Below are 14,568 nucleotides of genomic sequence, written 5' to 3'. Positions count from 1 at the left end.
TATTCCATACCTTCGTAGTACCTGTGGACAGGACACCATTTCTAGGCACACGTGTGATACTTATAACATTTATTAATAAATTATTCATTGTTCATACCCTTTGAGCAGCCGCAACGCCGATATGGGCAAAACCCGAAGCATTGCGTGCGTAAGCACTAAATTGCGTATCCGCAACCCCTTGAGCAGGTTTATGAACTCGAACTTTCCCACGCTCAGTGCCCGGATGCTTAACTTGCGGGAGGGTCGGGCCCCTGTCCACCTTGGAGCATGAACCGAAAGTTCTGCGCTCGTGATCGGCCGGCCTCAAGGACGTAGTCCTCGAACTGAGCCAGACTCCTCAACCCGGCGGCGACGCAGATCACGTCCTCAGGGACGCCACTGAGGATGCGCGACTTGATCCACGTATTCCGCAGTCGCCTCGCGTCCGGGGCTGCGGTCGCCGTGGACAGCGTCGCCCGGCGCAGATAAGCAGAAAGTTGACCCACATTTTCATTAGTGCGCCCAGGACGAAAGATGTAGTCCTCAAACTCCCGCCGCTCCAGTACCGCATCGATGTGCTGATGAAACAACAGGTGAAGTGGCACAGCCCTTCGGGCCGCCCCACGGTAACCGTGAGGATGAACGATGATGCCAAAGGGGTCACGGCGGACGTCCTTGGCGCGCAGTGTACATATCTCACCGGCACGCAACCCAGCCCCGAGGGTGAGTGCCAGAACGGTGTGAAAGTTTTCGTGTCGCTGGGGCGTGGGCTGGCTGTTGGCCCAGTCGGTGAAGCGCTGGACGTCGTGCGTGTCGTAGGCAGCCAGCGCAGGCTCGTAGGTCACAGGATGCTGGAAGTCAGCATCCCATTCCGGGTTCACGGCCTCACCGATACGCATGAGTAGCGAGCGCTGCGTACCCACGGTTGTGCGATTCAGAGGTTTAGTCTCGGGAGATTCGAAGTAGTCGCCAATAATGCTGGGATGAAAGACCGCCTCCAGGCTAACGGCTCCGTAACGGGTCCATACCCAAGCGGAGAGTTTGGCCACGGCACTGAGCACGTTGCGCAGCGCATCGCGGCTGGTTGTCGCCGCACTGATCCTCAGCGAGCTGACGACGCTGCGGACGAAGTCCTCGATGTGTGCCCATACTTCTGGCCGAACACTTGTGGGCGCGTAGTTCATGATGATCCGGGCATAGTCTGCGTCGGTGAAGTAATGGGGGGACATGGTGGCCGGATACCTTTCTCCCCGTGAGGGACATCATCGCTGTGAGCAGCCGCCACACATGCGTGAGGGGATTCACAACTAACGAGACAGAGGGTGTTGCGTGCTGACCTGTCGTCGGATACGGAATGTTCTGTCATCTTGCACCCTCATTGTTCGTCGCGGATCCGCAACTGTCAATGATGTATCAAGCGAAATTGGGAGACGGATTAGTGCCGTACGCAGGAGCTTTCCCGAGATCCCCGAGGCTTGGAGCCGTATCTCCACCATTATTGCGGTGGGAACCTGCGACCCGAGATGGGCGAGCATTGCCACCAGATAATCGACGAAAGTCGCATAGGGCAGAACTCGTGGGAACAAGTACCCCTATATGGGGGCACATTTCTTAAAGTTGCACATCCGCAACATCTCATCCCCCTGCCGTTACACATTCGCAATGCTAGAAAATGCTGTTTTCCCAGAGCGAAGCCCGCGGCGTTCGGGGGAGAGACGCCACGGGCTCCTCACCGCCGGGGGCGCTCTCGAGGGATAGCGCCACGCCAGGCGGCCGATGGAAGTATCCCACAGACACAGTGAGCATGCCGAGCAGTCCCTGCTCACTGGAATGTGCAAATGCGTTTCCATCCCGGATCACCGCTTCTTATTTGCATAACCGACCAGACCGGCAACCAGCATGAAACCCAACTTGGCCCATTTTGACTTGCCGACGATCATATTGACACGCCGACCAGGACTGTTGAGGGCGGCAGCCTGGGCTTTTCGACACTAAGGAAGTCGGCGTCGGGGACGATTCACCTACTTCACCCATTCAGATTTAACGGTAAAAATGTGGATCAGCTTGCCTATTTTGACATACAGGCGTTCCTGGGCTGAGCAGCACGACACGATCGCCTGCCAGACCACCCCACAACCTCTATCTGGACTGGCCACAAGCGCCAGCGCCCGACCCCTGAACACGAGAAAGTCAAAGCAAACCTACTGGCTGCGCGAGAACTTATCGATGATCGCTACTCTCCGGCCCGGAAGCGCCCCGCGAGCTGCAGATGAGTCATGCAGCACCGAATGCGGCCCTGACCGTCGGCAATCACCGCTGCACGAATGGAATTGGAGCTATAGCCAGATCTATAATTGTCAAATAAATGTTCCATTACGTAGTTCATATGCCGACCCCGCAGTGCATAGTATATTGAGAAACAGGAAGCGGAAGAGGCTGACGACATGATGCATGGTTAGCGACTCGAGACCCGAAACCCGTTCACAAGTACACCGCCGAACCCTTGGTAAAAACATACGGACACCACCCTGTCATCGAACAGTTATTCTGTGGTGAGGGGCTGCGCCCACGTCGTATGGGATAGTTGTATACATCAAGATGCCAGACTTCCGAACAGTGGGGGCTGGATAAGGAGGCTAATTGTCTATCAAGACCGTGTTCTACTCGTTCCACTACAAGCGAGACGTGTACCGGGTCCAGATGGTTCGCAATATCAATGCAATCCAGGGGGACCCCATCCTGGGGGCCCAGGAATGGGAGACAGTCAGAAACCAATCTCAGCCGGCGATCGTCAGGTGGATCGACAGCCAGATGAGCCACAAGCGCGCGGTGGTGGTCCTTATTGGCCAGGAGACTGCTTCACGAGACTGGGTAAAGTATGAAATCAAGAAGGCATGGGACATGAATAAGCCCATGGTTGGAGTGTATATTCATGGTCTTGCATCGCTTCCGATAGGTTCAACTGACTCCAAAGGCGCAGACCCATTTTTGAAAGTTCCTGGAGTCGGTAATGTTCCTACTTTTGACCCCACTAAGTTTGATTGGCTTGGCAGGATTGATTCCAAGGCAACGTATGCCAACCTGAGCCAGAACCTTGAATACTATGTTTCCCAGGCACGGAGGCGAGTTGAACGCTGATACCTGCGCCTTTTGCACGATCATCGCAGGGCACGATCCGGATGTCAGAGAAGTGTACCGAAACGATCACGTCGTAGCCTTTCATCCCACGGAACCCGCAACACTTGGCCATACACTAGTTGTCCCTCATCGGCACGTGGAGAACGTCTGGGACTTGGCTGCTGAAGAAGCTAATCATCTTTCCCAAGCAGTGTTGCTCTTGAGTGATGCCGTGCGCGCCGCTGTCCATCCGGAAGGGCTCAACATTATTCAGTCCAACGGAGAAGCCGCCACGCAAACAATTCCTCATCTTCATGTCCACCTTGTACCACGCTTCGCAGATGACTCCATGGGCGACATCTGGCCAGTTTCAACGAACTTCTCTGAACAGAAGAAGGATGAAGTTCAGTCAGCGATCCAAAGATCAGTTAGGACAAATCCGAGATTCTTCGACATCCCGCCCAATCCTGAAGATCGGCGTAAACACCTCGATCTCATTCAAGCAGTCATTGCTAGACAATCCGCAGCTTCTGCCTCGGCGAAGAGTTGGCTGCTTCCGATAATCACGGCGACCTTCGGTTTTGCTCTGACCCAAGAATCCTGGCAGTTAGGGCTCATTGGTGCAGTCGTTATCTCGCTATTTGCATTCCTAGACGTCAGTTATCTGCATAGTGAGCAAATGTTTCGAAAGCTCTACGCAGAGGTTATTCGGCCTGGCAATCAGGTTCCTCTGTATTCGCTAGACCCCATGCATACAAATCTTCCAACCACTAAGGAAGCTGCTACGTCTCAAAAAAAGGGAAGAAGGCCGTTCTTACCCCCATGGCCTGTTTGGTGGTCCTGGTCAATTGCCCCCTTCTACACAGCCCTTCTCGCAGTGAGCCTAGTAGTCATATTCGCAGCTTCAGGTAGCAACGAAGCTGAAGAAACAGGACAGAGTGACACCGTCCATGTGCTGATCGAGCGATCTAATCCTTAGTTAGATTTGCAGTTGGCTCAACAGCAGGAGAGATGGTGTTTGTCTCGATACGTCGGTAACTTACTGCCATCCACGAGATCTCCTTCGCTGGGATGACAATGCTGCTCCATCCAGGGTTAGGGTGTTTGACTTCTGTGCCCAGCTGTATCTCGAAAGGTGGGCGCAGCACTATTTCACGGTTTTCCAACTCGAGATCAGCGGTATAGTGCACCACTCGGCCTTTCCACAGACCCCCACTATGAGTTCCGATGGTGACTTCCGGAATGGAGCCCTCGGGAAGTTGTTCTCGGAGAGCCTTGGTCCATCCAGAGGTTGAAGATAGATTCGGACGTGACCAGCTTTTTCTACGGATGCCCAGGCCCCATGCGATGAGCATCGAAACCGCCACGAAACCCACGATAACGCTAACTGTCCCGAGTAACTTTGTTTCGACTAAGACCAGATCTAGCGTTAGCAGTTCCTGCAACGTGGGAACCTGGTCAATGCCAGCACTTTGTATTCGCTGAAGAACGGTTAACACCAGGAAAACTGCCGGAGTAGAACAAAGGGTGGATACAAGAGCGACTCGGCTGATTTCACGGAAAGTCGATTCTTTCTCTGGCACAGCCGTTCGTGCCCGCCTCAAGTCGTAGACAATTCCAGGAGCCACAAACAAAACAAAGGCCAGGAACCCGCTCCACCCAACCGGGATCATCGCTTAGTCCTCTGGACCCGAGTGGTCCGTGCTTCTTGCAGTTTCAGGGCTGGCACCGAAAAAGCTGTCTCCACCAGGAGGCGGGTCGTATATCTCGGCTGGCGGAACGGGAAACGAGTCCATCCGGTTCTTGTACCCGGGAGCTTCTTCATTGGAATTCTGTGGGCGTCTATCTCTGAAAGTCATTATGATTTCTCCTGTTCAAACAAGTTCTTAATGACAAGGCGAAGCCCCATGGCTTCCGTTATTTTTACCAAAATTTCGGTCGAGACATCAGTTCCAGCTTCAACCCTAGCGACACTTGCCCTTGGCACCTCTGCCTGATCCGCAAGCTTCTGCTGAGACCATCCTCGATTTTTTCGGGCAACCCGAAGTGGTTCGTCCCGGGTCTAATGGAGGGTAGGAAATTGGAAGAGGAAACCCTACATGCCCGTCAAGTACACCGACGAACTCAAGCAGCGCGCTGTTGAACTCGTCATCCACGCTCAGGCCGATCCCGACACCGCCTACGGAGCGGTTGCCCGGATCGCTGGCGAGCTCGGCCTGAGCAAAGAAACCCTACGGGTCTGGGTCCGCAACCATAAAAACTCCGGGGCGGACACCCCCGCCGAATCGGTGGATCTCGCCGCGGAAAACCGCAGGCTGCGCGCGGAACTCGCGGAAGCCAAACGCGCCAACGAGATCCTCAAGAAGGCCTCGGCTTTCTTCGCGGCGGAGTGTGAGCGCCCACAGAAGTAACCGTCAAGTTCATTGACGACAACCGGCAGGAGTTCGGGGTCGAGCCGATTATTCGTGTCCTGGCCACCACCAGCGCGAAGATTGCCCTGAGCACCTACTACGCCCACAAATCCAGACCTCCCTCAACCCGGTCTATCCGGGACAAACAGATCCGCCGGGCACTGCGCCGGATCTTCCACGACAACTACACCTGTTACGGAGCCCGCAAACTCTGGGCCGAAATCAACCGCGAAGGAGAATTCGGCCACGTCGCCTGCTGCACCATCGAGCACCTCATGGCGGTGGAAGGAATCCGCGGGATCCGGCGCCGGAGGAAGAAACCTGCCACACGCAGCGTTGATCCTGCTGATTGTCCGGTTGACCTGGTCGACCGTGACTTCGATGTGGACACCCCGAACACGTTGTGGGTAGCCGACATCACCTATATTCCAACCACCCATGGGTGGGTCTATGCCGCGTTCGTGATGGACGCCTACTCGCGCGAGATCGTCGGCTGGCAGATCACCAATCACATGCGGGCCTCCCTTGCCAGGGATGCGTTGGACATGGCGTTGTCTGCTCGTCTTCGCGCTGGTGAGACCGTTTCCGGCCTCATCCATCACAGTGACAGAGGAGTGCAGTATCGATCGGTTGTCTACGGTGAAGCTCTGGCGGAGGCGAAGGTCGTGGCGTCGGTCGGTTCCCAGGGTGACTCCTACGATAATGCGATGGCCGAGGCATTGAATTCGGTGTTCAAGGCCGAGCTGATCGACCGGAGGATATGGCCGGCATTAACGGATGTTCTCGTGGAGTCCTCGAAGTGGATCAGGTGGTACAACAACCGCCGGCTGCACTCCTCGTTGGGTTATCGCCCACCGAGGGAGGTCCATCAGGAATGGAACACCCTTCAGGTCCACGCGGCCTGATCAACAAGTAAATGACCCTCTACAAAACTCGGGGCTTGACAGCAACCGTTTTCACCACGGCGTCGAAGGACAACAGATCGACCCGCGCCGGATCGTCCGACCAGAGTGCGAGGGTCGGCTCCGTCACGATGTTCCCCCAAACCAGAGGCGACCACCGCGCCTCGCCAACTCCTGCTTGCGTTCTTCGTAGTCAGGCATGACGCGGGCGAGCAGCTGCCAGAACGCGGGGCCGTGGTGAGGTTCGCTCAGGTGCGCGAGCTCGTGCGCCAACACGTAGTCAACGAGGGATGGTGACAGCTGGAGCGTCGCCCAGTGGATGCGCACGCGCCGTCCCGCTGTGGCGCTTCCCCACTTGTGGCCGAGGTCTGCCACCTCGATAGGTCCCGCAGCGACTCGTAGTCGCTCGGCCCATGCCCCGGAGCGAGGTCGCAACCATGCCTCGCCGCAGCGCTGGTACCAGGCGATCAGACTCGCTTCCCCTGTTGCGACTAGATGCCGAGGTAGGACGAGTCGGCCGCGCTCCAGGCGGACAGCGCCGTCCATGTCGTCGATCTTCAGTCGATGGTTGCGACCCAAGTACAGAAAGCCCTCGCCGTCGACGAGCTCCTTGGTGATGGGCTCGTGCTGCAGGGCTTCCTTCTCCGCTAGCTTGCGGTAGACCCACTCGCGTCTTGATGCCAGGAATTGCTGCAGTTCCTCGGTCGCCACGTCCTCGGCGGCCCTCAAGCGCAGCGATCCGTCGGCTTCAATGGTGAGCCGAGCCTTACGGCTGCTGCCACCGATCTCGACCGGTACGCGCAGATCGTCAAGTTGCAGGACGGCGGTCATGAGCGCCCCCGTGCACGGAGTTGCTCCCTGATCAAAGACTGGTTTGAGCGCGCCAGCTCCATGAGGCGGTCAGCTATGGCTGCCTGTTCGGAGAAGGGAAACAGGTCGCGGTCATCTAGCTGATGGACGATGCCCTTACGCAGCTCGTCCTGGGCGTGCGGGTTCTGCCAGAACCGGACGATGCCGGCGTGCCGCAGCACCTCGACGACGATGTCTTCGGCCAGATGCATGATGTCCGCTCGCACCTCGTCTGGCAGAGTGGCGCTGGTAGCGTACTCACTCTCCAGAAGGCCATAGAAGCGCGCAACGAGCGGGTCCTCGTGCACGCGCGACGAGCTCGACTCGTCGGTGATATCGCCGAGTAATACCTTGAGCGCGAGGCTGAGCTGGTCCCACTTGCCAGTAAGTGTCTTCAGGATCTCGTCGAGGCGCTCGGAGAGTTTGGTGTAGCGAGCGGGATCTTCGTCGAAGTTCTTCCGGATGTGGAACCGCAGGGCGTGCTCCATCTCCGAGGCCTTCGCCTTGTCGGAGGTGAGACTCTTAACCTTCGCGAGGAAGTCCGGGTCAGTGACCGAGACGGGTGGGATCTTCGTCGCAATGTCGAGCGCCGTGACGTGCTCATCGATCAGAGCGCGCACCTTCTCGCCGTACAGCGAGGCGTTGAAGTCTCCGAGGCCGTCGTCTCGATAGCGTCGCCAGGCAACCTTTTGGATCAGGCCGAGCCGCTTGGCGTCGGCCACAAAGGGCAGCGCCTCCGGCCGGGGCAGGATGGTGTCGAGCGTGGTAAGGAATCGCTTCAGCAGCACCCCGAAGCGGGCCCTGAGGGCGTCGTCTGAGAGCACGTCGACGCAGGTCTCGATGTCCTCGTCTAGGTCGAACGTCTCAATGCCAGCCTGGGCGAAGAGCGCCACCACCCGGGCGTGCCGATCGCGCAGCTTGGGCACCTCATCCGCGATCGAGGCCAGGGCCCCGATCGCATCCTCGGCGTCCTCAGGTGCATAGGCCTGCAGCGCCTTCTGGAGGTGGGCGCCAACGCCGAAGTAGTCGACGACCAGGCCGGCGGCCTTGCCAGGGCTAGTCCGGTTAACACGGGCGATGGCTTGGAGCAGTTCCGCATCCTGGATAAAGCGATCGAGGTAGAGCGCCTGCTCGACGGGTGCATCGAAGCCGGTTAGCAGCATGGTGCGCACCAGCAGGAAGGCGACGGGGCTCGTCTGCTCGCCCGGGAGGCCCAGCGGCTTCTTGAACTCCGCGATTACCGCCTCCTGGCGGGCTTTGTCGGTCCACTGCAGCCAGGTCGGGTCATCGTTGTTGCTGCCCGAGATGACCGGAACGAAGTCCAGCATCCGGATGAGCTCAAGGTGCGGCAGGGCGCGGACCAGGACCTGCTTGGGCCGGTCGAGCCCGTCGATGTCCAGGCCGCCATCCTCCGCCCCGCGCACGAGGCGCTGCGGCAGGCGCTCGATCTGAGCGACGAGGTCGTCCCGCGCGGCGAGGAGCGCCTCGCGGTACCGAACCGTGGCCAGGCGGCTGGTAGCTGAGAGCTGTGCCTTGAAGCCACCTGGCAGTACCGTCGATACGTAGTGCCAGAGAATCGACTTCGCCTTGGCCGCGATGAGTTTCGGGGCTTCCAAGACGGCGCCGGTCGTGGCGTAGCGCGCCTTGAGTTTCTCGATCTCCTCGTCGGTGTGCTCGGCGAACATGTCCTCGAACAGCTCGTCCAAGTCGCTACCGCCAGCCACCGCTCCCTTAGCGGTGCGTCCTTCGTAGAAGATGGGGACGACGGCGCCGTCGTGCTCGGCCTGGCGGATCGTGTACTTGTCGATGAATGACCCGAAGATGGCGTCGGTGCGCTTCTTCCCTTCCCGCATGATCGGGGTGCCGGTGAAGCCGATCTTGGCCGCGTTTGGCAGGGCCGCCATGAGGTTGGCGTGCAGCGTGGAGGTCTGGGAGCGGTGCGCCTCGTCGACGAGGATCACGACGGTCTCGTCGGTATTGAGAACCTCGGGCGCATCGTTCTTCTTGTCCGCGGCCATGCGGCTCTCACTGGCGCCGGCCCCGTCCGTATCCCGGTACTTCTGAATCATGGCGAAGACCAGTGCAGGGCCCTTCTCCGCCAGGATGGTCCGCAGCTGAGCCGTATGCCGGGCCCGGACGACGCCCTCACCAGACAGCTTGGCGGTCTCAGAGAGCTGCTTTTCGAGGTCGGTCCGGTCAGTGATGACCACGACCTTGAAGGCGCGCAGCACCGGATCAGAGCGCAGTGCCCGCACCAGGAACACCATAGTCAGAGACTTACCCGATCCCTGGGTGTGCCAGATCAGACCGCCACGGCGGTCGCTCTCGCCGTCCTGGGCTCGTGTCTTGCCGGTCCGGAGCCGCGTGAGCGCCCGGCCGACGGCGCGGTACTGCTGGTAACGGGCGACGATTTTGATTCGCCGGCCGTTGACCTCCGTGAAGAGGGTGAAGTGCCGGACGAGGTCGAGCAGGTTAGACGGTGCCAGCATCCCGGCAACCAGCAGCTCTTGTCCGGTCAGCTCGGCTGCAGGCTTGCCGAGCCGCGAGGCCAGTTCATCACGAGAGAGCGGGAAGGCGTCCTTCCACTCCAGGAAGTGCTCCGGTCCCGCGGTGAAGGTCGCGACACGAGCCTTGTCGCCGTAGGTCGAGACCACGAACTGATTGGTCCAGAACAACTGCTCGTTGCCCTCGGGGAGGCCGAGGTGACGCTGGTTGGCGTAACGACGTAGCTGGGTGATCCCCTCCGTCATGGGGTCGGTGATGTACGGGCTCTTGCACTCAATGACCACCAGCGGGATACCGTTGACGAACAGCACGATGTCGGGAGCGACGAACTTCTTGGCCTGGCCGCCGGGCTCATCCACCCGGAACTGGCTGATCGCCAGGAAGTCGTTGTTCGTCAGGTCGCCGAAGTCGATGAAGTGGACGCGCTGGGAGCGTCCCTGATCCCAGTCCGGTAGACCGGCCACGGACACGCCCTCAAGGAGACGCTCGGTCATTCGCTCGTTGAGCTCGATGAGCTTGCCTACCTCGGAGCGCGTGAGCGACGAGACCACCTCGGCCAGGCGCGTATCGTCGAGCCACGGCAAGCCGTCTGGTCCCGGGTTGATCTTGAGCAGCACGGCGCGGAGCCGGTCTTCGAGGATCGAGCCGCGGAATAAGTCGCGCTCGGTGACTGACGGGTCGGACTTCGACCCCTCGATGACCTGCCAACCGAGACCCTCCAACTGGTCAAGCAGTGGCTTCTCGACCTCGGTGTACTCGGGGCCCTGGCTCATGAGGCGACCTCAGCAGGGACGCGGACACGTCCAGAGAGGAGGTCCTCGAAGAGGCCACGCCGCATGGCTTGGAGCTTAGTCAACGCAATGCGTTCTGATTCTTGCCTCTCCTGAAGCGCTGTCATCACCCGAGCAACGTTCCGCTGGTATTGAATAGCGGGCGATGGAAACGCGAACTTCTTGAGAACGTGGATCGATACCTCTGCTCTAGTAGTGCCGACCACCGCGAGGTCGAGCCGCCTCTGCGCCTCTCGACTCAACAAATAATAGCGTGCAAACGCCGGATCCGTTCGAGCGGAGAACCGGATTCGCGCTATCTCTCGACTGATATTGCCGTTGTAGGTATCCGGTACGATACCCACCTTACCGATCGTCCCCTTGATCGAGAGCAGGACGTCTCCCGGAGCAACCCGGCTTCGCCGATACTGCGCATCAATCGACCTTGATGTCAGATGAACACCCGTCTCGAAATCGCCATCGAGATCACGAATAGCGAGTACCGGCACTCCGCCTGGAACAAATACTCCAGACTGGACAATGCCATAGCAAATGTCCGCAGTACAGAGATCCGCAAGCGGGACGAAGTCGGCTGGCGAAAGCTCTTGCACCAGCCGATCGAGTACTCCTTCCGCTTCCAGTCTCAGTTTCGAAAGGATGCGCCTAGAAGCAGCAATCTGTTCATCGATCGCATCCAGTATGCGCGCTATCCTCAGCTGCTCCGGCATCGTAGGGAGTACCAGTTCAGCAGACAGCAATGCTTCATCTGCAAAGTTTGTCTGAGATTCCGCCATACCTGTCGTCCGGGCATTCAGGTATTCCTGGACGACTTTGGTCGAGAGAAGACCCGCCAGTATTTGCGGTAGCACGACTGACGTCCTTGGCCGAAGGCCGACCATCTTCCCAGACACCATGAGATGAGGCCGCGTAGACCGCACATGAACCACTACACCAACGCGATGACGAGGTCCAGCCTTCGTGATGAGAACGTCCCCTGCGCGAACCTCGATAGATTCGTTTCCCCAGTAACTTGCTGGTGGCACTTTGTGGGCTTCCTCTCTCCAGCCGTCCCACGTTACCGCGGTGGTCTTGAGTAGCCCCCACTCATCATCACTAGCAATTGGGCGCTCGTCACACGTCGGACTCGGTCCAGTGAACTTCTTAGTGATTAGGTCTCGCACATGGACTTGGGTCCACCCGTCAGGCACTGCAGTGTTATTCATACCCAAGCTCCTTTAGGAACCCGGCGAGGGTCATGGCGGCTGCGTCACGCTCGGCTTCGAGGGTCGCAAGCGGCGTCCGGTACTTGTCCCACCAGGTCTCAAACGCCGCGATCACCATCCGACGATGCCGAGTAATACGGTCTTGGGCTTCCGCTACCAGATCCCGCTCCATGGCGTCGAGCACAATCCGGCGGGCGATGGCGTCATCGAGAGCGGCACCGGCGGCCTCGAGGCGTTCGGCGAAGGTACCCTTCTCCGACTTGAGCTGCTTCTTGGTGGCCGTCAGTTTGCTCTTTAGCTTCTTGACTTCGGCCGGGGAGAGGGCATCCTCGCTTGGCTCGGCGTCCTCCTCGTCATCCGAGGCAGTAGCCGCCTTAATCGTGCTGTCCAGCTCTGCAACCTCAGCTTCGAGGGCGGCCAGCCGATCGAGGTACTCGGGCAGCAGTGCCCGCGCCACCTTGTGGTCGAGCGGGTTGACCTTGGCCTTCACCTCGGCCAGGGCGTCGAGCACCGTGGCGACCCAGGCCTCGATGAGGCCGCGATAACCGTGCGTCGCGAGCGCTTTGAGATCAGGCAGGCTCTCGCCCCACCAGGACGCGACGATGCCACGGATCGCGAACGGGTCCAGTAGCGGCGTGGAGGCCAGCGCGTCTCGGAACGTCTCGATCAGGTCCTTGCGCAAATCGACGAGGTCACCAGGCGACTCCACCTTGTCGAAGCGTGCTTCCTGCACGTCCCACCAACCCCCGATGGCGTCGAGGACGGCGCTCTCCGTGGCGACCACGCCGGCATCAGACTCGATCAGGCGACGCAGATCGCGCCGCTCAGTCACGACGTCGGCAAACTGTAGGTAATCGTCACTCTTCGCTACCAAGAGGTGCTCTGGCATCAGACCATGGGCGGCGAAGAGACCCGCCTTAGCGCTGACCTCGCTCTTCGGGATGCCGCCGTGCAGATGCGCCCGCACGTCCTGCGGCTCGGGAGGTGGCGTGGTTTCGACGTAGCGGCGGATGTTGAGGTTGTCTTCGTTCTCTGCCAGCTCACCGCGGGAGACGACACGCGCGAAGCCGGGAACATCCTCGAAGGCCCGGTAAGCCGAAACGATCTTCTCGATGTGCTCAGGCTCCAGGTAGTTCTGCGCCCGGCCTTCCCGGTAGTCCCGGTCCGCGTTAATGAACAGCACCTTGTCTTCGCGGTGTTGTGGCTTCGAACCGAGCGGCCGCAGCACGAGGATGCAGGCCGGGATGCCCGTCCCGTAGAAGAGCTGGGGGCCGAGACCGATCACGGCCTCAAGGAGGTCGTCGTTCAGGAAGCCGGTGCGGATCTTGCCCTCGTCCCCACCACGGAACAGCACCCCGTGCGGCATGACCGTCGTCACGAGGCCGCCGGGCCTGGTGACCGCCAGCATGTGCTGGACGAACATCAGGTCAGCCTTCTTGCCCTTCTCGGGCGTGTAGCCGTAGCGGAAACGCTCAGAGAATGGGATGGCGTCGGCTGAGTAGTTCATGGAGAACGGCGGGTTCGTGATCACCCGGTCGAAGCGCTGAAGTTCGCCGCCCGCAATGTGCGCCGGGTCTTCCAGCGTGCCGTCGTCATTGTTCCGGAGGTCAGCGTCGGGAATGCCGTGCAGCAGCATATTCATCTTGGAGATGGCCCAGACGCTGCCGTCCTTCTCCTGGCCGGCGAGCGCCAGGTTGCGCCCGTCGCCGCCAGACTCCTCGACGTACTCCTTGGAGAGGATGAGCATGCCGCCAGATCCCGTGCATGGGTCGTAGACGCTCATGCCGGGACGTGGGTCGGCGATCTGCACCATGAGCCGGACGACGTCGCGCGGGGTGTAGAACTCTCCACCCTTCTTGCCGGCTGAGTCAGCGAAGTCACGAATCAGGTACTCGTACGCTGCGCCAAGGAGGTCGGGGAACTCAAAGTCCTGCTGTCGCAGCGGCACCTTGTTGAAGTGCATGATCAGCTCACGCAGCTTCTTGTCCGACATCGACGACTGGCCGATCTTGCGGTTGAAGTCGATGTGCTGCAGGACGCCGTCCAGCGAACGGTTACTGTGCTCCAGCTCCTCCAGGGCCTTGTTCAGGCCGCTACCGACCGACTTGTGAAGATGATCCCGAATCTGATCCCAGCGTGCCCGCTGAGGGACGTAGAACGCCCGATAGAACGACGGGGACTCAGCCCGCTGCTCCGCCTCCGCCTGGGAGCGCCCGCGGGAGCGCTGCTCGGCGATGACCTGCTGCTGTTCCGCCTCGAACTGGTCCGAGGCGTACTTCAGGAACAGCATCCCGAAGATGTACTCCTTGTAGGCGGAGGCCTCCATGGAACCGCGGAGTACGTCCGCAGCGGCGAACAGATGCCGCTCTAGCTGCGGCAACGTCAAGCGAGGCATCTGGCAGCTCGTCCTCTCTGGTACTCGACAGCCCCGGTCCCGGGAACTAAGTCGGTCCAGGCGGAGCTACCTCCTGCAACCTTAACCGTGAGGGTCGACAGAACAGTGTCGGTTCCCTCGCCCTTAGACTGTGCGTCACCCACGACGCCCGCCGCTGGTAGCTGCAGAACAGACAGGGCCGCACGCCGATCAAAGCCCCTGCACTTAACAGGAATTTCTAACTTATCCGAATCACTAACAATAGAAAGGGTGCTCATTAATGATATTAATATATTCCAACCCCCGCCGGGTGGCAATTCGCAGCGAATTAGGGGCTGTTCGCGTTTCGCGAGTGCGTAGCTGACCACCAGGTGGGGCTCGGGGTGGCACAACATATAGGAGTCCTGACAGGTCACAAGATGCGAGTTACCACACCAT

10 protein-coding genes and 1 pseudogene are annotated in these 14,568 nt (G+C 59.5%); 4 read left to right on the top strand and 7 right to left on the bottom strand.

Annotation, left to right across the window (positions count from 1 at the left end; genetic code table 11):
- Positions 1–227: 227 nt before the first annotated feature.
- Positions 228–1,208, bottom strand: coding sequence for a site-specific integrase (locus CE_RS01575; protein WP_006770250.1), 981 nt, complete (start codon positions 1,206–1,208; stop codon positions 228–230).
- Positions 1,209–2,619: 1,411 nt separating this feature from the next.
- Between CE_RS01575 and CE_RS01570 the strand changes: the two genes are divergently transcribed.
- Both CE_RS01570 and CE_RS14670 read left to right on the top strand, forming a co-directional pair.
- Entirely contained in the window at positions 2,620–3,117 is a 498-nt protein-coding gene (locus tag CE_RS01570; protein ID WP_006770251.1) for a TIR domain-containing protein, read from the top strand.
- On the top strand, positions 3,083–4,075 hold the full coding sequence (locus tag CE_RS14670; protein WP_143758392.1) for an HIT family protein: 993 nt from the start codon (positions 3,083–3,085) through the stop codon (positions 4,073–4,075). Before CE_RS01570 ends, CE_RS14670 begins: the two co-directional genes overlap by 35 nt.
- Here the strand turns inward: CE_RS14670 and CE_RS15145 are convergent.
- A complete protein-coding gene (locus CE_RS15145) occupies positions 4,065–4,769 on the bottom strand; it encodes a DUF6338 family protein (RefSeq protein WP_011074899.1) in 705 nt (234 codons plus the stop codon). The genes CE_RS14670 and CE_RS15145 overlap by 11 nt on opposite strands.
- A 185-nt stretch (positions 4,770–4,954) precedes the next feature.
- Positions 4,955–5,131 (bottom strand): annotated as a pseudogene (locus CE_RS15810) (helix-turn-helix domain-containing protein); the annotation flags it as partial.
- Positions 5,132–5,195: 64 nt separating this feature from the next.
- Between CE_RS15810 and CE_RS01560 the strand changes: the two are divergent.
- Positions 5,196–5,507: a transposase gene (locus CE_RS01560; protein WP_006770254.1), complete on the top strand. Its 312-nt coding sequence runs from the start codon at positions 5,196–5,198 to the stop codon at positions 5,505–5,507.
- A gap of 11 nt (positions 5,508–5,518) precedes the next feature.
- Positions 5,519–6,412, top strand: a complete 894-nt coding sequence (locus CE_RS01555) for an IS3 family transposase (RefSeq protein ID WP_035109990.1) — start codon at positions 5,519–5,521, stop codon at positions 6,410–6,412.
- Between the two features lie 123 nt (positions 6,413–6,535).
- Here CE_RS01555 and CE_RS01550 read toward each other — a convergent pair whose 3' ends face one another.
- From CE_RS01550 to CE_RS01535, 4 genes are read right to left on the bottom strand one after another with little or no spacing between them, the layout of a single operon-like run.
- The gene (locus CE_RS01550; protein ID WP_006770256.1) at positions 6,536–7,240 is read right to left on the bottom strand and encodes a SprT family zinc-dependent metalloprotease; all 705 of its coding nucleotides are present in this window, start codon (positions 7,238–7,240) and stop codon (positions 6,536–6,538) included.
- Positions 7,237–10,536 carry a type I restriction endonuclease subunit R gene (locus tag CE_RS01545; protein WP_006770257.1) on the bottom strand — a complete coding sequence of 1,100 codons (3,300 nt, stop codon included), beginning with the start codon at positions 10,534–10,536 and terminating at the stop codon, positions 7,237–7,239. Before CE_RS01545 ends, CE_RS01550 begins: the two co-directional genes overlap by 4 nt.
- A complete protein-coding gene (locus tag CE_RS01540; RefSeq protein WP_143758390.1) occupies positions 10,533–11,756 on the bottom strand; it encodes a restriction endonuclease subunit S in 1,224 nt (407 codons plus the stop codon). The genes CE_RS01545 and CE_RS01540 overlap by 4 nt, the downstream gene beginning before the upstream one ends.
- Positions 11,749–14,151 carry a type I restriction-modification system subunit M gene (locus tag CE_RS01535; protein WP_006770259.1) on the bottom strand — a complete coding sequence of 801 codons (2,403 nt, stop codon included), beginning with the start codon at positions 14,149–14,151 and terminating at the stop codon, positions 11,749–11,751. Before CE_RS01535 ends, CE_RS01540 begins: the two co-directional genes overlap by 8 nt.
- Positions 14,152–14,568 lie beyond the last annotated feature (417 nt).

The sequence above is a fragment of the Corynebacterium efficiens YS-314 genome (assembly GCF_000011305.1).
In the GTDB taxonomy this organism is placed as follows: Bacteria; Actinomycetota; Actinomycetes; order Mycobacteriales; family Mycobacteriaceae; genus Corynebacterium; species Corynebacterium efficiens.
The sequence above is the reverse complement of the archived record's forward strand: the minus strand, read 5'-3'. Positions and strand labels throughout refer to the sequence as shown.